Genomic DNA, 19,044 nt, shown 5'->3' with positions numbered 1-19,044 from the left:
CCTCGGCCAGGGCGTCGAGTTGCAGGGCCTGATTCTAGACGGCGGTCAATGCTCTGGCAGAGCCGATTTCCGCTATCGTCCGATCCATGTGTCTGGCGCTTTCTGGAAATCATGCACGGTGCGGCGATGCGCCGCGCAGCAGCGTCACGGCGTCAGGTCCGGCCCGTTCTGCAAAGGCTTGGTCGAACGTGACCAGATTGGCGACCTTGGCTTTCTCGGCCTCGAACAGGATAACGCCATCAGCGAAGTCCCCACCGGCTTCGAGCATCCGGAGTCCAGCCTCGGCCGCGGCACGGTTAGTTTCGACTGTCCGGCTTTCGATCAGGGGCCGGAGAGCATCGACGATCTCCCCGGCCTTGTAGCGGTAGGCCCGTTTGAGGACCCAGACGACCTCGCACAGTACGACAGTTGAGATGACGACCGTATCGGCGCCTTCGATCACGCGCGCCGCCTCGGTGGCTTGGTCGTCATCGTCCCAGGTCAGGAACCGGATCAGGACGTTGGTGTCAGTCGCGATCCTCACTGCTCGTCAACCGCTTCGATGGCGTCCTGCATCTCCTGCAGCGATACCGGCTTCCGGCCGGGCCGGTGCAGGATACCGCGCAAGCCCGCCAAGTCGGGGCGCACGCCGGCTTGCCGCAACTCGGCCCGGCCATCCGGCAGTAATTCGACATCGACCCGCCCGCCAGGCTTGACGCCAAGATGGTCAAGCACCGCCTGTCGCAGCGTGACCTGTCCCTTCGCTGTTACCGTTAGTTCTACTCTCATGACACATCCCCAGTAAGGACTGACATGCCTTACGGTAAGGAATAAACTGCCTTACGTCAAGGTTGGCTTTTTTGGCCGGCGATTTGTGGAAATGCTGGAGGGCGTTAGCTGCTGCTCCAGGGGTTGAACAACGGAACGCCCATCGGCTCAAAATCACGCACGTTGCGGGTCACAACGGTCAAGCGGTGAACCAGCGCGGTGGCCGCGATCAGGCTGTCGCCCTGTGGTCGAGGATCAGGAACGTGGAGCGTCGCGCAGCGCTGCGCCACATCCGCATCGACCGGCAGGATACGGCCTTTGAAGGCCGGCAACACCTGGGTGTCGATCCAGTTGCGCAGCACTGCCCCTTGCGCGGCGTCCCTACGGCCGATCTGCCCAGCACCCAGTTCAATCTCGAACAGGGTGATAGCGGAGATGAACAGGTCAGCCGGCGGCACGCCGCCCGCCCAGGCGAGAAGGCCGGCATTGGCCCGCGCCGGCCGCCTCAGTTCAGAAATGGCGTTGGTATCGAGCAGGAACATCAGTCCAGCACCGCCGGCCGGGCAATGTCGCTGATCCGGGGCGGCTCGAAGTCGAAATCGGGCCCGGCGTCATCTTGACGCAGCATCTCGACGATGGAACCACCCTGTTCGCCCGACAAGCGCCGATAGGTGTCGTAACGCAGAAGCACATAGGCTGGCTCGCCGCGATCTGTGACGATCACCGGGCCATCCTCGGCTGCACGCTTCGCTTCGCTGGGATTCTGGTTGAACTCTCTGCTGGACATCATTCGGCCCATGCTATGCACCCCAGCCATTATGATGATGCTACAATACTACATCAAAGCGAGAACGGCAAATCGATATGTAGGCACAATTCTACAAAGCGGGCGTTTCGTGGATGCATTGTACCCCGGCTTGCGTCACCCGCGTCAGGCTACGACCGGGGGCGGCATTACCGGAGCGCATGGATCAGCTGGCGCATCTATTGATGATCGGGGGTTTGGCTGGACGGATCAGCGATGGCCATCGATCTCTTCGTCTTCCAGCTCGTGGATCTCCGCGAGGTGGGCGCGGTAGCCATCATCCCATGCCCAGCCGCAGTCGCCGGCATCGCGACCTTGCATGCGCCCTGCCTCAGGCTCCTGGCACCACACTCCCCGCACTGCTTCTTCATGGTGCAGAGCCGTCAACCCTTTAGCGGCAAACGTTTGTTAACGATGCCGTAGATGCCGATAAGGATGGTCGTACACCAGACGCCCATGCCCACACCCCCAACGGCAGACAACCAGGGCGCGATCTTGCCTGACATGGCGAATTCTACGAAGGTTCCACCGCCGTAGAACATATAATGCCACAAGACGTATAATGTGAACGGCAATAGGGCGTGCCAGTCTACAAATAGTCGTCGCAGTAGGCGTTCAAGTTCTGACCTAAATACGCCGCGAGGATCCCCGCTTCCTACAACGCGAGCATCTGATACAATGAGAACCTTGTGTCTTGTTCTGTACGGGTGAATTAAGAATTTCCAGGGGCTACCATCGGCGTTGACGCAGCATAGACGTGCATTGCGTGATTCCCACTGAAGGATGCCATCCTTGGTTACAAACTGATTTAGCGCCCATTTGTAGCCTGAGAACAAGCCTTCGAAGGGGTGTGGTCTAAAAAGTGCAGCAGCTCGCCCCTCAAACACGATTACTCCAGGATCTTTCAATGGGTTGAGCAGATGCCGGTTAGGGTCGAGAGGATGAAGTAATGCGCCGAAATCGGTGTGGCATCGTTCCCTGGATGTCCAGGCACGAGGCCATTCCTGAATTGTCGTTGCATAGGTGCGTCCTCCAGTATTAGAGCGGAATTGGCCACTAGTTCTTATTCTATCAAAGTTATCACAGAAATTGACCAGCGCTCCATGAGCATAGGTGGACGAACTGAGTTTCGGATGTTGGATCGGGCGTGACATGCTGCGCCTTAGTCCTTTATCTGGACGGTAAATTGGGGGTTATGCAGACGGTCAATCTGCGAGCCATGTGGTGGCGTTCATCAGGTCGCGTGCAGCGTTCGACTCCGAGATGACGGAGGACAGTGCCTGACGCTGCCGCGACGGGTCGGCGTAGACGCCGTGGCCATTGACGATGCGACTACTGAAATCCTGCTGAAGACGGTACATGACGCGCGCAACACGCTCCTGCACGGTCTCGGTTGCTGCGGCGGCCTTGCTGATCGCGGTGGACAAGGGCAGGCTCCTCTCGTAGATGACCGGACGGTTTGCATACCTATCAGTGCGTGCTCCGGCCGCAAGTCGTTCCATTTCTTGTACCGTATCGAAAACAGTGATACGCTGCAAGCGCATTGAGTTTCGCGACAGTAAGATACCAATGGCTTTTGACCGCGCGTACTATCGTCTGACCAAGCGAGGCCCTGTTGATGAGGAGTTGCGTGCACTGGTGCTGCCGCGGATCGAAGAGGCGCGATTACTCTACGTCGATCCTGTGCCAGAAGTTCGCCCGCGGGTGATGACGGCCGGGATGCTGACCAAACGCACTAAGGCCCTTGCCCATCTGAGGGAAGGCGCCGTGCTGTGGGTGCCCGGGCTGGCCCGGCTGGGCTTCTCAGCTTTGGACATTCGCGGGGTGCTTGATCTGCTGTTTGACACCGGCCGGCGTGCGGGTGATGCGATCAATGGGGTGATCCTGACCGCAGACACGCCACGCCTCGATGTCGCAGCGCTGGTCGAGGAAGCTGAGCGGACGCTGAAGCGAGAAGCATTCGGCCGCGCACGGGCCGAACAGGCGAAACACGGCGCCAAGCTTGGTCGCCCGTCAGCTCGGTCAGACGCTGATCGCCGTCAGGCGGTGAAGGAGCTTCTTGAACGCGACCCGCGCCGCACCAGCGCTGCGGAGGTTGCTTCACGGTGGGGCGTGGACAAGGCAACTATCTATGCTTGGGCGCGGCAGATGCGCCCCGATCTTGAATAGGAGAGATATCATAATGATCAACAATAATCTGAGTGAATTGGCGCAATATGGTATAGCGGGCGTGTGCATATACTTTGCGGGAGTAGCGTCAATATATCTTGGGATGGGCGCTAAATCATTGACGTCATTCGTCATTTTCTTGGGATTTCTGGTATTCCTCATTTCAGCCTTTTTAGTGCAATCTTTCGTAGAGTCAACAAATGATAAAGAAAAGAGTATTTTAGTTGTAGAAGTGAATAGACTTACAAATGAGCTTGCTACAATCAGAGCCCACGAGAAATGGGAAATGCCCATGGAGCAGAATATACCATTGGATGTATGTGTAGCAAATGACGATAATTGCATAAAGTTGGGGATCGACCATGGAAAAGTGACTGCACTAAATTGGTGCAATAAGCACGGCTATAAAAGCGTAAAAGATTATGCTTTCACCAATTCAATACAAAAAGTAGATACGTGGAGATCGGGTGGGACTCATTTTAATAAATGCGTTGGTTCGTGTTTGTATTTCACGTCAATTTCTTGTGAGCGCATCTAGCGCGTAATCGTCTCAATAGAGAAAGTCCGAAGCGGTCGGCCCCGCTTGGTCGACCGCCGTTCCGACGATGAAATGTCCAGGCAGGTATTGGCCCGACGCTATCTATCAATGAAGGCTCAATGACACCATACGCTGTTCACTTTGCTTTTCCTTGGTGGAGAAGCAGTTCATGGATAAATGAAAAGCTGAAGGCCTGCGTGCCTCCTGATACGGCTCTAAATATTGTTGTTCGAAGCCCTCGGGACATCTCAGTGACCGGGGCGGAAAGTGATGTCATCGCCTTTGTGCTCAATCTTCCGCCGGGGATCGCTGCTCAGCGTTGCTCCAAGTAGGGACGATACTACCTAATCAGAAAAGGAGGAGCAGCGTGATATCCGGCGACTGCAAGCAAGCTCGTGACCTTCCGCTCCTGCTTTCGTCTGTGGGTTGGAACTGGACGCGAGGATGTGGCCACGGCATCTGGATCGGAACCGACCGTGAGGGCACGCGCTGGATGGTGAAGCCCAGAGGCTCCTTAAACGCCGCCCGGGAGCGCGCCTTCGCTATAGTCGCCCAATCCCTTGGAATTTCCTGCCAAAGTTCGACCTTTGTGGAGCTGTCTTCGGGATGCCCACCCTACAGGTCAGAACGATGCAGTTCGCAGGTGCATTCCGCCATCCTGTTCCTCGACGAACACCCTCACTGCGCGTGCGGCCCGGACTGTCCAATCGAGGCATTGCGGGCAGAATTCAACAAGGCCCCGGTCGTTGAGACGCTGCGCGCCTCAAGCGTGCTCGGCGCGGAAGATTGGGCACGCGGAGAAATGCTGGGTTCCCTATGTGATATGCACGAACCACCAGGGACCTTGTTCACTGCTGATCACCGCTTCGTCCAGATCGACAACGAGCTGATGTTCTCGTCCCACGCCGATGCCGACCTCTGGCAGCTACACTGGCTGGCGACCGACACGGGTGTCGACCTTGCGGTGAAGCTGTGCCAGCAAGTCCTGGACCTCCCTGACGCAGTGTTCGACGAAGCGCTGAAATTCCCTCAAGGGGTGGAGGTGGCATGGGACCTTTGCGCAGAACTCGATCGAGTGCGTTTAAGGGCGCGGACGTTCCTGGAACAAGTACAGTAATCCATCGCTAAACATCCATCAAAGGAGAAAGAGATGAGAGGATTGCTAGATTTATTTGGGAACATGAAGCTGCTTGCAGCTATTTATCCGCTATAATACTTGAAATGCTAGTTATTTCATCTTGCTTTATAATTGGGAATGATCTTACCGATAAGGTTATAAATATTTCGATCTTTTCTCTTGGGAATGCAATCGGATGGCTCGTTGGAATAGCTATAGCGCCATACGATCAAAAGGAAAAGACCACGTTTGCAACATATGCTGGAGCAATTTCAGCATTCCTTTCCGGGTATGTATTGTCAAAGGCAGACCCTGTGTTGGCGACGTTGCTTCTCCCAGAGAATTTTCTGGCTATGACGAACGTGTCAGGTTTCCGTTTAAGCATATTTGTGACGTGCTTTGTTGTTTCTTTAATTGTCAGTTACGCTTCGCGTAAGTATGCATAGTTATTACAACCAATCTAGCGTATCCAAAAAAGGAGACGTCTACCGATGGCTCAAAATCCTCAGAATTCTACTAAGTGTAAAAACTGAGTGCGATGAAATAGTGGCAGCAGACGGCGTTGGTCGCCTGAACTATGCAGGGGGGCAGTATGAGCGAGTGCCTGACTATCTCTGAAAGCCTGAAGGCGGCGTCGAAGCTGCCAGACGGGGCGAATTTCTATCGCTGCGCCTTGCAGGTCAACCCATTCGCTTATCTCGCCCGGCAGAATAAGAGCACATCCTTCCAGGACGAGGCCTCCTACAACGCGGCCATTATTGCCGCCTGCCAGGACCAGGATATCAAGGTCATTGGTGTGACGGACCATTACCGGGTGGACGGCTCAGCCAGCCTCGTGAAGGCGGCCCGTGAAGCCGGCCTGTTCGCCTTCTGCGGCTTCGAGGCTGTCACCAAGGACGGGGTGCATATTCTCTGCCTGTTCAATCAGGATAAGGACAGCGTTCTGGAACGGTATATCGGGCAATGTGGCATCCACAATCTGGATGATGTCTCGCCAACCGGAACGCTGGACTGCCTGGAACTGCTTTCTCAGGCAAAAGAGTGGGGGGCTGTCAGCATTGCGGCTCATGTAGCGGCGGACGGCGGCGGACTGCTGAAAAAGCTGTCTGGCCAGACCCGGATCAATGCCTGGAAATCCTCTGGCCTGCTAGCCTGCGCTCTTGCAGGTCCGGTCGGCGATGCCCCGCAGAGTCTTAAAGCCATCCTCGAAAACAAGGACGCTCCGCACCGCCGGGACCGCCCCATTGCAATTATCAATGCACAGGATGTCAATTCCCCGGAAGATCTGCGCAAACCGGGGGCAAGCTGCCTCATCAAGATGTCGGAAATCTCGGTTGAGGGTCTGCGGCAGGCCTTCCTTGATCCGTTGTCGCGGGTCCGGCTGAACACCGATGCCCCGGCCGAATCTCACGCAGAGTTTGTAGCTATGGCCTGGGAGGGAGGGTTTCTACGGGACACCGCCATTCATTTCAACGAGAATCTGAATGTACTGGTCGGCGGGCGGGGGACCGGCAAATCCACCGTGATCGAGAGTCTGCGTTACGTCCTCGACCTTAATCCGCTAGGCGACGATGCCCGCAAGGCTCATGAGGGCGTGATCCGCCAAGTCCTCCGGAGCGGGACGAAGATTTCCCTGCTGGTGCGCTCGTACAAGCCCTCGCTGCGCTGTTACACGATTGAGCGAACGATTCCGAATCCGCCGGTAGTGAAGGATGAATCCGGCGCAGTGCTGACACTCAGCCCGTCGGATGTCATGCCCGGTGTCGAAATCTTTGGTCAGCATGAGATTTCCGAACTCACGAAAAGCCGGGAGAAACTGACTCTGCTGCTGGACCGGTTCATTGAGAATGAGCCATCCCATGCCAGCCGGAAAAGCCACCTGCGGCTTGAGCTGGAGCGATCGCGGAGCCGGATCGGCGACGTGAAGCGCGAGGTCAAATCCATTGATGACCGGCTGGCGGCGCTGCCCGGCCTGGAAGAAACGCTGAAACGGTTTCAGGAAGCCGGCCTGGAAGAGCGGCTGAAGGAAAAGAGTCAGCTTGTGAAGGAAGAGCGGCTGCTTGACTCTATCACCGAAAGGCTGGTGCCGTTCCGCACCCTGCACGGTACGTTGACTGAAAGCCTGCCGGTCGATACCGCCTTTGTAGCGGCGAAGGCCCTGGATGGCCTTCCGAATGCCGATGTACTGAGTGAGGCGGAGGGCATTTACGCCCGCCTGAACGGCCGGCTCTTGGCCGCGGCCGGTGAGATTGGCGCTGCGCTGAAGGAAGCGGATGCAGACCTTACCGGGATGCGCCAGTGCTGGACAGAACGGCAGAAAGTCGTTGAGGCTAATTATCAAGAATTGCTGCGTGACCTTCAGAAATCAAACATAGACGGGGCGGAGTTCATCAAGCTTCGGCGACAGATTGAAGAGCTGCGGCCCCTGCGCGAGCGCCGGGACAGCCTCGTACGTGATCTGGCAGCCAATGAAGCCAACCGCCGTCAGCTTTTGTCCGACTGGGAGGATGCGAAAGCAGCGGAATATCGTCGGATTGCACAGGCGGCGAAGAAAGTTTCCAAGAAGCTAAATGAGCGGGTTCGGGTTGAGGTTGCCAATGCCGGCAACCGGGATCCCCTGGAAAAGCTCATCAGAGAGGAAATCGGCGGCAATCTGACTGCGGCTCTGGAGCGACTGCGCGAACGCACGGACCTGTCTCTACCGGATTTTGCGGCTCGGTGCAGGGAAGGAAAGGACGCCCTGACCCAGCATTACAACCTGCCGCAGGGGGCTGCTGACAGGATCGCACAGGCCCCCCCTGATTTGTTCATGCGGATCGAGGAGCTGGAGCTGACAGCGACAACGAAGATCGAGCTGAACACCGCATCGGAAGATCAGCCGGCGAGCTGGCAGTCGCTTGAAGAGCTTTCCACCGGCCAGAAGGCGACGGCGGTTTTGCTCCTGCTGCTGCTAGAATCGGAAGCACCCCTGGTGGTCGATCAACCCGAGGATGATCTTGATAACCGCTTCATCACCGAAGGCGTCGTTCCAATCATGCGGGACGAGAAGCGCCGTCGGCAATTTGTGTTTTCAACGCACAATGCCAACATCCCGGTTCTCGGTGATGCCGAACTGATCCTTGGCCTAGGGGCTTCGGGAGAGGGCAAGGATAAGGAGGGTCAGGCCCGGATCAGGCCAGAAAACATGGGTTCCATTGACAGCCGGCCGGTGAGGGAATTGGTCGAAGAGATCTTGGAAGGCGGTAAGACGGCCTTCGAGATGCGCCGGCTGAAATACGGCTTCTAAACGGTGAGGCCGCATCGGTGCTCCTCGCTACTACAGCTTTCCCGTTCATGAGCGTCCAGAAAAGGAGCGAATACCGGACCGCTCCTTCATGAACGAGATCACCCGGAACCCCGACGACGCGGCGATCGCCGCCACCATCATCGCCATGGCCCACCGGCCGCCGGCAGCCTCACCGTGCAGGTCTGAGCGCTCAGGCCTGCTTGAGGAACAGCGGCGCCGACGGGTTGTTGAGCGGAGCTCCGACCACCGTCCAGTGGCCGGCGCGGTACTGGAACAGCTCGAAGCGCACGGTCGGCCGGCCGCTGCGGTGCAGGAGGACGATCCCGTCGTCCTTGGTCCGCCAGGAGGCCTCGGTCTCGCGGCCGCCCTCGACCCGTCCGTCCGGCTGGAGGCGCAGGACGGACAGGCGGTTCCCGCCGGCATCCTCCAGCACCCAGTCGCCGACGGTCACGTCCACCGGCAGTGCGGCCGCGGCGGCGGGGGTCGGGGCGGCGGGGTCCGGCCGATGGGTCGCCGGCGCGCGCAGGACATAGGCCTGCGCCGGATCGGCCGGGGCGTGGCCGCGCAGCACCCCGTCGTCGGCGGCGGCGGGGAACAGCAGGGCGGTGCGGCCGTCGGCATCGTAGAAGGTCAGGCCGTCGTCCTCGACCGACCAGAAGCGCGCCTGCGCGTCGTTGCCGCCGGCGATGACGCCGTCCGCCGCCAGGGTGAGCGTGCCGGTCGGCGCACCGTCCGCCGGGCCGAACGACCAGACGCTGTCCTCCAGCCCGCCGGGGGCCGGGGCGGGCTGCACCGATGCAGGGGCGGGTGTCGGGATCGGGGCCGCGGGGGGCGGTGCCGACGTGAAGGTGGGCGCCGGTGCCGGAAGGGGATCGGGCTGGCTGCCGTTGCCATCGACGACGCGCAGCGAGGAGACCGGCACGGTGCCGTACTGGCTGGTGAAGGTCAGCGTCCAGCCGTTGCCCTGCTGCTGCGAGACTCCGGAGATCTGGTGGTCGCCAGTGTCGTAGACGGTCAGCGACCCGGCGACCTCGACCGCCAGCCGGCTGGTGCCGCCGAAATAGGCGTAGCGCAGGTCGTTCTGCGAGCCGCTGGAGTTCGGCATGCCGAGATCCGCCGGCCACCAGTTGCCGCCGCCGAACCCCATGCTCATCCCGGAGGAGAGGGAGGCGCCCTGGCCCTGCTGCTGGTGCTGCCACGGGGTTGCCGGCGCCGCGGCGTCCTGCCACAGGCCCTGCTGCGGGTTCAGCACCAGGCCGGCGAGGTCGTTGCACAGATTGTCGACGGTGGCCTTCAGCGCGTTGTTGAACAGGTCGCTGACCATCGTCATGCCGCCCTGCATCCACTGTCCCGAGCCACCGAACTCCGGATGGCTGAACTGCGCCATGGTGCCGCCGCCGTTCAGAAGTGCTGTCAGCATGGACTGCGCGGCGTCGGTGCTGACGCCCTGGCGGCGGGCGATCTCCGCAAGGCGGTCCTGGCCGGCCGCCGTCAGAACCCGCATTGCCATGGCCCGTCTCCCGTCTTTGCACCGCATCTCCGCCACGTCGCGGAGCGTCTCGCGTCTCCTTATCATGGCGGACATCCGGCGTCACCCGCGCACGGGAGCGCTGGCACCGGGGCAGGAATGCCTCGGCGTTGCAGCAACGGTGGCCGGGACGCGCCGCGGATGAGACGAATGGGACAGTATGGAACATGGAACGTCGTCATGTTCGATCCGGCGCGGGTGGCAAGCGGGACGGGAAAGGGCCTTGCAAGTCCTTTTCCCCCTGCGGCAGGGCAATCGCATTTGGAAACTACATTCCTTGGAAAGGACCTCCGTCATCCCCGCGAAGGCGCCAACCGCCATTATGCACCGCGCTTCGGCGGGGTGACTGTCCTGTGGCAGTCACTCCCCTTAACGTTGTCGTCGGGCACGCCCTTCCGTCGCCTGCCGAGAACGGCGCGGCTTGGGGCGATTGGTTTGTCGGGTTGAGGAGGAGGGTTTTCTTGGGGGGCAGGTTGCCCCTGTGGTCAGGTGACCAATCGCGGCAGGCGGCCGAGGACGAGCCGCAGGATGTCCTGATAAGGCGCGGCGGAGGGCAGATGCAGCTTGATCTGCGTCTTCATCTCGATGACGCGGGCAGCGATCTTGCTCAAGCGCAGGCGCAAGGTGTCGAATTGGGCGACGCGCCAGGATGAGCGCTTGGGCATCATCGAGCGCAAGGACCACATCAGCCAATAAGCTCCGGCGTGCAGGAACAGGCGAAACTGGTTGGTGGTGGCCGTGCAACAAGAGGTGCGGTCGGCGGCCAGATGGGTTTTCCAGGATTTGATGTGGTTCTCAGCCTGACCGCGCCGACAGTCAATGTCCTGATAGAGCGTGCGGGCGTTGCCGCTTTTCAGGCTGGTGACGACGAAGCGGCTGTCGGTGCCGCCCGGCCCGGCTTCGACACGGGCGACGATGCGCTCGACCCGGCTCCAACTGGCGGCACCGTCGTGGAATTCCTTGAAGCGGCGCAGCTTTCCGCCAGCGGCGGCGGCGTCGAACCGGGCTTGGGTGCTGGCCTCCAGGGTTTCGACATGGCGGCCAAGGTGGTGGTCGGGGCCACGCCGAAACTGAAGTCGATGCCGTTGGCGCGGCACCAGTCCAGCACCTCCGGGCAGCAATAATGGCTGTCGGCGCGCAACAGGATGGTGGTCTTGGGCCAATTGGCGCGGATCGCGCGCAGCAGACGGCGCAGGAAGGCGCGGATTTCCACGCCCTTTGGCCGCTTGGCAGGACGCAGCACGGCGGCGACGAAGCGGCCTTCGCCATCGAACACCGTCCTCGCGAAGGCGGGGATGGGTTGGAAACCGTATTCGTCGTAATGGGCGTTGAACAGGCGCAACTGCTGCCCGCCATGCACCGCGTCGAAGGTGTCGTCGATGTCGAGCGTGATCCGCTTGGGCACTTGGCGGAACGACGCGCAGTAAAGATCGCCATGGCCCGGCCCATGCGCAGCAGCGCCCGGACATCGGACAGGTTCTCCAGCCGCGAGATGGTCGATTGCGAGCACGCCGCCCGGCCCGAACCGGGCTGCTGGCCGAGCGCCATTTTGAACACCGGATCGTGGCGCAGGCCGGTGGCGTCGTTGCCGTCCTCGTATTCATGCCGGCGCCCAGACCGGTATCAGGAGGCTTCTGCCCTTCCGGCCCTCCCAATCGGCCATGCGTCAGTCCTTTACCAGGAGCGACCGCGTCAGGATGAATTCGCGGCAGCGGGCGAGCCCAGGCCAAACCACCAGCGAAGCCTTCTCGTGGACTCCGAAGCCGGGCGCCAGCGTCAGCACTTCGGCATGCAGCCCTGGATAGGGGCCGGGACCCGGACGGAGCAGGGCATCGAGGCGGCCGGCGAGAAGATCGGCCAGATCGTCGGTCGCCACCGTCCGCACATAATCGGGCGGGCGCTTCGAACCGGCAAGGCGGGCGAGCAGGCGGTCGGGCTCGTCGCTCAGAGTTGGCGAGATGCCGAGGCGGAGCGGCTTCGTCTTCAGAGCCTTCGCGACGGTGTCGCTGGCCTTCGACAGCCGTTCGAATGCGTCCGCCACTTCCGGCAGCAGGGCCTCGCCTTGCGCGGTCAGGATCAGGCTGCGGTGCAGGCGCTGGAACAGCGGTACGCCCAGCGCCTGCTCCAGATGCTTTACCTGCTGGCTGACGGCACCGGGGGTAACGGAGAGTTCCGTTGCGGCGGCCTTGAAGCTCAGATGGCGACCGGCGGCCTCGAAGGCACGCAATCCGTTCAGGGGTGGCAGGCGATGGCTCATGGGCGCGATCCGGGCATGAAGGCAACGGCTTCAGAATAGAAAAACTCTTCCAGATAGCCAGAAACAATCGGTTGAGCAGAACCCGGCCTTACGGGAAAACCTGTGCATCGATCACGCCTTCGGGACGATCACCCTGCGGCCGCGAGCATCCCTGCCGAACCGCTTTCGGCCAAATATGCCAGAGAGGTGTCCAATGGTTGAGGTCATCCATCCTTTTTATGAGTCGCACCGTGGTGCCATGGAGGCTGCCATGCGCCATCGCCTCGAACTTGCCGGATCGATGCTGCGGGAGCGCGCGCATCTTTCCGACATTGATGGGATTGGGCAGGAGGTGATGGACGAATTCGGGATCGTGCTCACCCAGATCCCCTATGTCGGTGGTGCGGCAAGCCGCATGACTGACTTCTTCATGCGTCTCCTGGGCTTTATTGCCATCAGCCGGGTGCTTCGGCGACACGGGGTGCCGGTGGCCGTGATCGGCGAAATCGAGCGGGAAGCCTATAAGGCACAATTGCTCACCATTCCCGAAGCGGAACGCCTCGCTTCGGGGCGTCAATTCATGTCGTCGGAGAATCAGCGCTTGCTGCGCGAGCAGGCAGCGAAAAGCCATCGGGAAGAATTTCCGGATGATTTCGTCTACGATTTCGTCGAGCCCGGCCCGGGAGACGAGTTTGAATTCGGTATCGATTACAAGGCTTGCGGCTTCTGCAAATTCGCAGCCCGACATGGAGACGACGAGATACTGCCGAACATCTGTGGGCTTGATTTCGACGCTTATGCGGCTCGAGGTATTCACCTGGAAAGGACGCAAACATTGGCGGGCGGCGCGAGTCACTGCAACTTCCGATTCTCCTCTCTTTCATTGGATTAGGTCCATCTGCCTGTCCGCCCTCGACGACTGGTATCGCCCCGACACTGACACCTCCTTTCATCGGAAAGCAAAGGCAACCGTACATCCCAAGCGGCCTTGGCAGGTAACGGCATCCGTAGCGGCGCGAAAGCCACTTGCCGCGCCCACACTCATGACGTAAATAGCGATTGCGCGAAAAGCGACCGCTTTCCTTGATCCGCTCAGTGGCGGAGTAAACAGGTGGACGAATAGTCGTCCAGGCGGTCAAGCACACGCCATCCATGCGGTCTCAGGCGTGGATCGGCCAGCGTTCCCGATAAATCAATTCTCTGGCCCCATTCGGGCCGATCGCGAGCTGTCGGCGCTTGGCGGTGCCGCAGGCTCGCGTCCATAGGAGTTCGTCATGGACAGACGGCTTGTCGTCATCTTTGCCGCCATCGTTCTCGATGCCGTCGGCATCGGTCTCATTTTTCCAATTCTGCCCTCCCTGCTGCAGGACGTGACCCGATCCGACGATGTGGCGCTCTACATCGGCCTGTTGACCGCCCTCTACGCGGTGATGCAGTTCTTCTTCGCCCCCGTCCTCGGTTCGCTGAGCGACCGGCTCGGCCGCCGCCCGGTGCTGCTGATTTCGCTGGCCGGGGCGGCCGTCAACTATGTGTTCCTGGCCTTCGCCTCCAGCCTCTGGATGCTGCTGCTCGGACGCGCCATCGCCGGCCTGACCAGCGCCAACGTCTCCGTGGCGACCGCCTACATCACCGACATTTCTCGCGAACAGATGCGCGCCCGCCGCTTCGGTCTGTTCAACGCCATGTTCGGCATCGGTTTCATCGTCGGGCCGGTGCTCGGCGGCCTGCTCGGCGATCATTGGCTGCGCCTGCCGTTCGTCGCGGCGGCCGCACTCAACGCCGGCAATTTTCTGCTGGCGCTCCTCATCCTTCCGGAGTCGCACACGCCCACCCGGGAGACGGTCGATCTGGCCGCGCTCAATCCCCTGAGGCCGCTGCGCTGGGTTGTCTCGGTCAAGCGGTTGCTCCCCGTCATCCTCATCTTTTTCCTCTTCAGCGCCACCGGCGAGGCCTATGGCACCTCCTGGGCCCTGTGGGGAAACGACATGTTCCAGTGGAGCGGGGTCTGGATCGGCCTGTCCCTCGGCGCCTTCGGCATTTGCCAGACCCTCGCCCAGGCCTTCCTTCCGGGGCCGGCCGTACGGCTTCTGGGCGAGCGCGCCGCCATTCTGTTGGGCATCGCCGGTGCTTGCACGGCGCTGGTCGTCATGGCCTTCGCCACCCGGGGCTGGATGGTCTTCGCGATCATGCCGGTCTTCGCCCTTGGCGGCATCGGCGTGCCGGCCTTGCAATCCCTGGCGACCCGGCAAGTCGATGACAGCCAGCAGGGGCAATTCCAGGGCGTGCTGGCGTCGGCATTGAGTTTGGCGTCGATCGTCGCGCCGCTCGCCTTCTCCGGCGTCTATCTCGCGGTCCGGTCGCAATGGCCGGGGGCGATCTGGCTGTCGGTGGTCGCCGTCTACGCGGTCAGCGTGCCGCTGGTGCTCGGCCTGGAATTCGGGAAGCCCACCGCGGCACCGGCGCCGTAGAGCGCCGTTTTCCCGGTGCCGCCGAGGTTGTCGCATTTGGATCTTGTTTGGTGACGAAGCCCCTCTTCCCTTGCGGGCTACGGCATTCACAGATCTCACAGGTCATTGAGACAATGGAATCAAGTGACTTACTCGGCCGTCATTCCCGCGAAGGCGGGAATCCAGCCGTTTCAGCCGCTTTATTGCGGAGTTTCTGGCTCCCCGCTTTCGACCCTGTGAAGAAATCGAACTTATATAAGAAAGCCACGATCTGGCAGGCGTCACATTTCCCACTCGTCATCCCCGCGGAGGCAGGGAACCAGGATTTTCAACACAAGTGCTTGTGAAGACTGGATTCCCGCCTTCGCGGGAATGACGGTCGAGGAAAGCGCACGATGCGATCCAACGCGACGTGGTTCGAACTTGTGGCTTCTCTCAGCGAGTCACCGATTTCTTCACAAAATCCTTCGCGGGGATGACGGAGAGTTCCTTTGATTTCAGAGGCTTAATGTTGCTTTGAGTTGTGTGAATCCGCCAGCCCGCAAGGAGTGAAGGGCATTCGAAGCGGATCGGTGTCGCTCCAATCTCAAATGCGATTGCCCTGCTGGTGCCCCCGGACCAGCCTGCGACAGGGGCGACCCTCGGTTCGGCCGCCACATCTGGCAGCGCCTTGCGGGTGACGCCGTCGAGGCGCCGTTTCAGGTCGTTGAACCGCGCCGGCGGCTGCGGGCACGGGACGCCGAGGATCGGCACCGTCCATTCGTTGGCGATCCGTTTGAGGATGGGCCGCGTCGCGGCCATGTCGAGCGGCGGTTCGAGCGCATCGCTGGGCACGGGTATACGCCGCCATATCTAGGCACTGACAGGTGCGTTCTTGCGCTTAGATATACAAGTGATACCTGAATGTCATCACCAGCGATGTGAGGACATATGAGCAGGCTTTCAGGAAAGATCGCGGTCGTCGTCGGCGGCCAGGGCGGCATCGGCGGCGCCATTGCAGAGCGCTTCGCAGCGGAGGGCGCCGCCGTCTATGCGACCAGTCGCCGTGCCGAAGAGGGCGACGTGGGCCACGGGGCCGGCACGCTGCGCACGCGCCGCGTCGACGCGTCCGACGTGGCGGCGCTCGCCGCCTTCTTCGAGGCGGTGCGCCGCGAGGCCGGACGGGTGGACGTGCTCGCCGTCAGCGCCGGCATCGCCGAGTTCGCGACCCTCGACGCCATCGGCGAGGATCATTTCGACCGGACCTTCGGCCTCAACGTGCGCGCGCTTCTGTTCGCCACCAAGGCCGCGACGGCGATCATGCCGGACGGCGGCTCCGTGGTGCTGGTGGGCTCGATCGCCGGTGGGATCGGCACCAAGGGCTATGGCGTCTACGGGGCGACCAAGGCGGCGGTGCGCTCCTTCGCGCGCACCTGGGCCAACGAGCTTGCCCCCCGCAACATCCGCGTCAACGTCGTGGCGCCGGGTCCGACCGACACCGCCATGATGGCGGCGGCGTCCGACGAGGTGCGCCAGACGCTGAAGACGCTGATCCCGCTCGGCCGCATGGGCCGGGTCGACGACGTGGCCGCCGCCGCGCTGTTCCTCGCCAGCGAGGAGGCCAGCTTCATCACCGGAGCCGAGTTGCCGGTCGATGGCGGCATGGCGCAGGTCTGATCGCCGCCAGGAAGAGAAAGACCCACCATGACCCTTTCCCTATCGCGGATGGCCCGGCCCCTCGCGACGGCCTTCCTCGCCCTCGCGCTCGGCGTCATCGGCCTGTCTCCGGTTGCGGCGGCCGATGCCGGCCCGTCGCCGATCGCGCTACGGTCGGTGACGGCGCAGCCGGCGGTCCCTGGCGTCGACGCCGATATCCGGCTCCTCCACCACACCATGCTCGGGGTCGGTGGACAGCCGGTGCCGGCCACCACGCTGCTGCTGACGCCGAAGGGCGCGCCCCCGGCGGGTGGCTGGCCGATCGTCGCCTGGGAACACGGCACGACCACGCCGGGACAGAAGACCTGCGCGCCGAGCCAGACCGCCGAACTGGACGGTGGCCTGACCCGCGACGGCTTCAAGAGCGACTACGCCTGGCAGATCGGCCGCTTCATCGGCGCGGGCTATGCCGTGGTCGCGCCCGACCTCGAAGGGCTTGGCCCCGACGCGACCACCCCGTACCCCTATTACAGCCTGTCGAGCCTCGCCCGCTCGCTGATCGCGGGCGTCGTGGCGGCGCGCGCGGCGGAACCGCGCCTGTCGGACCGCTGGGCGGTCGTCGGCCATTCCGATGGCGGCCACGGCGTCCTGGGCGTCGAGGCCCTGGCGAGCGAGGCGACCGGTCTTGCCTTCGTCGGCACGGTCGCGTCGGCGCCCTATGTCGCGATCGAAGCCCACGCGGCGCGCTTCGGCGCGGACGGCAAGGCGGCGTCGGACGAAGCGGCGGCGCATCGGGGCCTGATGATGCGGCAGTTCCAGGGTGCGCTGATGGCGACCGGCCTGAAGGCCACACAGCCATCCTTCGATGAGGCGTCGATCATGGGACCGGAGCTTGCCGCGACGCTTCCGCGCTTCCGCTCGCTCTGCTCGGTTGCGGCGATCGGGACGATCGACGCGGCGGTCAAGGCGAAAGGCAAAGGCTTCGACGGGTTGAAGGCCGATTGGGCCAGCCAGCCGCAGATGCACGCCTTCCTGGCCGCCAACGATCCCGCGGTGACGCCGGGCTACACGCTGCGCCAGCCCGTCCTGATCGTCCAGGGCACTGCCGACCCGTTCGTTCTCGAAACGCTGCAGACGCGGTTCGCGGACAAGCTGAAGGCCGGCGGTGCGCCGCTTGCCTACAAGGTCTACGACGGCGCCGACCATTTCAGCATCATCCGCCGGGCCGATTCCGACGTGCTGGACTTCCTGCGCCAGCAGTTCGCCCGTTGATCCGCAGCGCGCCGGCCCCTTGGGGCCGGCGCATCGACCCATCCTCACGGAGGTCCTCCATGACCACAATCCTCAACCGGCAGGTCCACCTCGTCAGGAGGCCGCAGGGCGCACCGGTGCCCGGCGACTTCCGCATCGTCGACCGCCCTGTGCCGGTGCCGGGCGAAGGTGAATTGCTGCTGCGCAACCTCTACCTGTCTCTCGACCCTTATATGCGGGGCCGGATGAACGACAGCCACGGCTCCTACGCGCCACCCTATGCGCTGGACGCGCCGCCGGGGGGCGGGACGGTGGCGCGGGTGGTGCGGTCGCGTCTCGACGGCTTCGCCGAAGGCGACTTGGTGGTCGCGCCCGACGGTGGCTGGCAGAGCTTCGCGCTATCGGATGGAACCGGTCTGCGCCGCCTTCCCAACGACATGGCGCAGCCGTCGCAGGCGCTGGGCGTCCTGGGCATGACCGGCTTCACGGCTTGGTGGGGGCTGACGGCGATCGGGCGGCCACAGGCCGGTGAAACGCTGGTGGTGTCGGCGGCGGGGGGCGCCGTCGGCTCCGTGGCCGGACAGATCGGCCGTCTCCTGGGTTGCCGCGTCGTCGGCATCGCGGGCGGAGCCGGCAAATGCCGTCAGGTGGTGGAGGACCTGGGCTTCGACGCCTGCCTGGACCATCGCGCGCCCGACCTTGCCGGCCGGCTGGGCGAGGCTGCGCCCGATGGGATCGACATCTACTTCGAGAATGTCGGCGGCGCCGTCCGCGAAGCCGTCTGGCCGCGTCTCAACACCGACGCGCGCGTGCCGGTCTGCGGGCTGGTGTCGGGCTACAACGGCGTCACGGAGGACGCCGGCGGTATCCACGCCCTGCTCCTGTCGCTGATCGTCAAACGCATCCGTCTCCAAGGCTTTCTGAACGCCGATCACCTCGACAGCTTTCCGGATTTCGAGCGGCAGATGCGGGGCTGGCTCGATACCGGACAACTCCATGCGCCCGAAACCATCGTGGACGGGCTGGATCAGGCAGCCGCCGCCTTCGTCGGGCTGTTCGAAGGACACAATACCGGCAAGCTGGTGGTCAGGCTGTCGGACTAAGCCGGCAGGGCAATCGGGCGAAGCCTTGAGTTCCCTATATCAGGAAACTCGTCATCCCCGCGAAGGCGCTACGGGACGCACAGATCTCGCATCCGCGAAGAAAATACATCCTCTGGTAGCGAGTGGCCCTTCTCCCCTTGCGGGGCGGGATCGGCCAAACGCCAACGGCATTTTGCCGACCC

18 protein-coding genes and 1 pseudogene are annotated in these 19,044 nt (G+C 62.2%); 9 read left to right on the top strand and 10 right to left on the bottom strand.

Annotated elements, in window-relative coordinates; genetic code table 11:
- Positions 1–109 precede the first annotated feature (109 nt).
- From JHL17_RS16860 to JHL17_RS16835, 6 genes are all read right to left on the bottom strand, one after another.
- Positions 110–523 carry a PIN domain-containing protein gene (locus tag JHL17_RS16860; protein WP_200194779.1) on the bottom strand — a complete coding sequence of 138 codons (414 nt, stop codon included), beginning with the start codon at positions 521–523 and terminating at the stop codon, positions 110–112.
- Complete coding sequence (locus JHL17_RS37090; protein WP_247893603.1) at positions 520–768, bottom strand: AbrB/MazE/SpoVT family DNA-binding domain-containing protein; 249 nt, start codon at positions 766–768, stop codon at positions 520–522. The genes JHL17_RS16860 and JHL17_RS37090 overlap by 4 nt, the downstream gene beginning before the upstream one ends.
- A gap of 104 nt (positions 769–872) precedes the next feature.
- Complete coding sequence (locus JHL17_RS16850) at positions 873–1,289, bottom strand: type II toxin-antitoxin system VapC family toxin (protein ID WP_200194778.1); 417 nt, start codon at positions 1,287–1,289, stop codon at positions 873–875.
- On the bottom strand, positions 1,289–1,546 hold the full coding sequence (locus JHL17_RS16845; RefSeq protein ID WP_200194777.1) for a type II toxin-antitoxin system Phd/YefM family antitoxin: 258 nt from the start codon (positions 1,544–1,546) through the stop codon (positions 1,289–1,291). The genes JHL17_RS16850 and JHL17_RS16845 overlap by 1 nt, the downstream gene beginning before the upstream one ends.
- A 389-nt stretch (positions 1,547–1,935) precedes the next feature.
- A complete protein-coding gene (locus JHL17_RS16840) occupies positions 1,936–2,706 on the bottom strand; it encodes a hypothetical protein (protein ID WP_200194776.1) in 771 nt (256 codons plus the stop codon).
- A 51-nt stretch (positions 2,707–2,757) separates the two neighbouring features.
- On the bottom strand, positions 2,758–2,979 hold the full coding sequence (locus tag JHL17_RS16835; protein WP_200194775.1) for a hypothetical protein: 222 nt from the start codon (positions 2,977–2,979) through the stop codon (positions 2,758–2,760).
- A gap of 142 nt (positions 2,980–3,121) precedes the next feature.
- Between JHL17_RS16835 and JHL17_RS16830 the strand changes: the two genes are divergently transcribed.
- From JHL17_RS16830 to JHL17_RS16815, 4 genes are all read left to right on the top strand, one after another.
- Entirely contained in the window at positions 3,122–3,721 is a 600-nt protein-coding gene (locus JHL17_RS16830; protein ID WP_200194774.1) for a hypothetical protein, read from the top strand.
- 13 nt (positions 3,722–3,734) lie between these two features.
- The gene (locus JHL17_RS16825; protein WP_200194773.1) at positions 3,735–4,259 is read left to right on the top strand and encodes a hypothetical protein; all 525 of its coding nucleotides are present in this window, start codon (positions 3,735–3,737) and stop codon (positions 4,257–4,259) included.
- Positions 4,260–4,902: 643 nt separating this feature from the next.
- Positions 4,903–5,376 (top strand): hypothetical protein, encoded by a 474-nt coding sequence (locus tag JHL17_RS16820; RefSeq protein ID WP_200194772.1) that lies wholly within the window; start codon positions 4,903–4,905, stop codon positions 5,374–5,376.
- A 592-nt stretch (positions 5,377–5,968) separates the two neighbouring features.
- Positions 5,969–8,662 (top strand): TrlF family AAA-like ATPase, encoded by a 2,694-nt coding sequence (locus tag JHL17_RS16815; protein ID WP_200194771.1) that lies wholly within the window; start codon positions 5,969–5,971, stop codon positions 8,660–8,662.
- A 190-nt stretch (positions 8,663–8,852) separates the two neighbouring features.
- On the opposite strand, the gene JHL17_RS37650 is transcribed toward JHL17_RS16815, so the two are convergent.
- The 3 genes and pseudogenes from JHL17_RS37650 to JHL17_RS37645 form a co-directional block, all read right to left on the bottom strand.
- On the bottom strand, positions 8,853–10,172 hold the full coding sequence (locus JHL17_RS37650) for a hypothetical protein (protein ID WP_200194769.1): 1,320 nt from the start codon (positions 10,170–10,172) through the stop codon (positions 8,853–8,855).
- A gap of 503 nt (positions 10,173–10,675) precedes the next feature.
- A pseudogene (locus JHL17_RS16805) lies at positions 10,676–11,789 on the bottom strand (IS1380 family transposase); the annotation flags it as partial.
- 67 nt (positions 11,790–11,856) lie between these two features.
- Positions 11,857–12,447: a LysR family transcriptional regulator gene (locus JHL17_RS37645; protein ID WP_200194768.1), complete on the bottom strand. Its 591-nt coding sequence runs from the start codon at positions 12,445–12,447 to the stop codon at positions 11,857–11,859.
- A gap of 193 nt (positions 12,448–12,640) precedes the next feature.
- Here JHL17_RS37645 and JHL17_RS16795 point away from each other — a divergent pair, with 193 nt between their 5' ends.
- Both JHL17_RS16795 and JHL17_RS16790 read left to right on the top strand, forming a co-directional pair.
- Positions 12,641–13,318: an L-2-amino-thiazoline-4-carboxylic acid hydrolase gene (locus JHL17_RS16795; RefSeq protein ID WP_200194767.1), complete on the top strand. Its 678-nt coding sequence runs from the start codon at positions 12,641–12,643 to the stop codon at positions 13,316–13,318.
- A gap of 382 nt (positions 13,319–13,700) precedes the next feature.
- Complete coding sequence (locus JHL17_RS16790) at positions 13,701–14,894, top strand: TCR/Tet family MFS transporter (RefSeq protein ID WP_200194766.1); 1,194 nt, start codon at positions 13,701–13,703, stop codon at positions 14,892–14,894.
- 414 nt (positions 14,895–15,308) lie between these two features.
- Here the strand turns inward: JHL17_RS16790 and JHL17_RS16785 are convergent, their stop codons facing one another.
- The gene (locus JHL17_RS16785; protein ID WP_200194765.1) at positions 15,309–15,707 is read right to left on the bottom strand and encodes a hypothetical protein; all 399 of its coding nucleotides are present in this window, start codon (positions 15,705–15,707) and stop codon (positions 15,309–15,311) included.
- A 96-nt stretch (positions 15,708–15,803) separates the two neighbouring features.
- On the opposite strand from JHL17_RS16785, the gene JHL17_RS16780 reads away from it, so the two are divergent.
- Genes JHL17_RS16780 through JHL17_RS16770 form a run of 3 tightly spaced genes read left to right on the top strand, consistent with a single transcriptional unit; the run spans position 15,804 to position 18,862 of the window.
- Positions 15,804–16,529 (top strand): SDR family NAD(P)-dependent oxidoreductase, encoded by a 726-nt coding sequence (locus JHL17_RS16780; RefSeq protein WP_200194763.1) that lies wholly within the window; start codon positions 15,804–15,806, stop codon positions 16,527–16,529.
- A gap of 27 nt (positions 16,530–16,556) precedes the next feature.
- Positions 16,557–17,780 (top strand): alpha/beta hydrolase, encoded by a 1,224-nt coding sequence (locus tag JHL17_RS16775; protein WP_200194762.1) that lies wholly within the window; start codon positions 16,557–16,559, stop codon positions 17,778–17,780.
- A 59-nt stretch (positions 17,781–17,839) separates the two neighbouring features.
- Entirely contained in the window at positions 17,840–18,862 is a 1,023-nt protein-coding gene (locus JHL17_RS16770; protein WP_200194761.1) for an NADP-dependent oxidoreductase, read from the top strand.
- The last annotated feature ends 182 nt before the right edge of the window (positions 18,863–19,044 follow it).

Origin of the sequence: Azospirillum endophyticum, assembly GCF_016595245.1 — a bacterium.
GTDB lineage: Bacteria > Pseudomonadota > Alphaproteobacteria > Azospirillales > Azospirillaceae > Azospirillum > Azospirillum endophyticum.
The sequence above is the reverse complement of the archived record's forward strand: the minus strand, read 5'-3'. Positions and strand labels throughout refer to the sequence as shown.

What these genes read in the sequence shown, in the direction of transcription:
- JHL17_RS37090 (WP_247893603.1), bottom strand. Translation starts at nt 768, where the DNA reads ATGAGAGTAGAACTAACGGTAACAGCGAAGGGACAGGTCACGCTGCGA.
- JHL17_RS16850 (WP_200194778.1), bottom strand. Translation starts at nt 1,289, where the DNA reads ATGTTCCTGCTCGATACCAACGCCATTTCTGAACTGAGGCGGCCGGCG.
- JHL17_RS16845 (WP_200194777.1), bottom strand. Translation starts at nt 1,546, where the DNA reads ATGGGCCGAATGATGTCCAGCAGAGAGTTCAACCAGAATCCCAGCGAA.
- JHL17_RS16840 (WP_200194776.1), bottom strand. Translation starts at nt 2,706, where the DNA reads ATGTCACGCCCGATCCAACATCCGAAACTCAGTTCGTCCACCTATGCT.
- JHL17_RS16830 (WP_200194774.1), top strand. Translation starts at nt 3,122, where the DNA reads ATGGCTTTTGACCGCGCGTACTATCGTCTGACCAAGCGAGGCCCTGTT.
- JHL17_RS16825 (WP_200194773.1), top strand. Translation starts at nt 3,735, where the DNA reads ATGATCAACAATAATCTGAGTGAATTGGCGCAATATGGTATAGCGGGC.
- JHL17_RS16815 (WP_200194771.1), top strand. Translation starts at nt 5,969, where the DNA reads ATGAGCGAGTGCCTGACTATCTCTGAAAGCCTGAAGGCGGCGTCGAAG.
- JHL17_RS37650 (WP_200194769.1), bottom strand. Translation starts at nt 10,172, where the DNA reads ATGGCAATGCGGGTTCTGACGGCGGCCGGCCAGGACCGCCTTGCGGAG.
- JHL17_RS37645 (WP_200194768.1), bottom strand. Translation starts at nt 12,447, where the DNA reads ATGAGCCATCGCCTGCCACCCCTGAACGGATTGCGTGCCTTCGAGGCC.
- JHL17_RS16795 (WP_200194767.1), top strand. Translation starts at nt 12,641, where the DNA reads ATGGTTGAGGTCATCCATCCTTTTTATGAGTCGCACCGTGGTGCCATG.
- JHL17_RS16790 (WP_200194766.1), top strand. Translation starts at nt 13,701, where the DNA reads ATGGACAGACGGCTTGTCGTCATCTTTGCCGCCATCGTTCTCGATGCC.
- JHL17_RS16780 (WP_200194763.1), top strand. Translation starts at nt 15,804, where the DNA reads ATGAGCAGGCTTTCAGGAAAGATCGCGGTCGTCGTCGGCGGCCAGGGC.
- JHL17_RS16775 (WP_200194762.1), top strand. Translation starts at nt 16,557, where the DNA reads ATGACCCTTTCCCTATCGCGGATGGCCCGGCCCCTCGCGACGGCCTTC.
- JHL17_RS16770 (WP_200194761.1), top strand. Translation starts at nt 17,840, where the DNA reads ATGACCACAATCCTCAACCGGCAGGTCCACCTCGTCAGGAGGCCGCAG.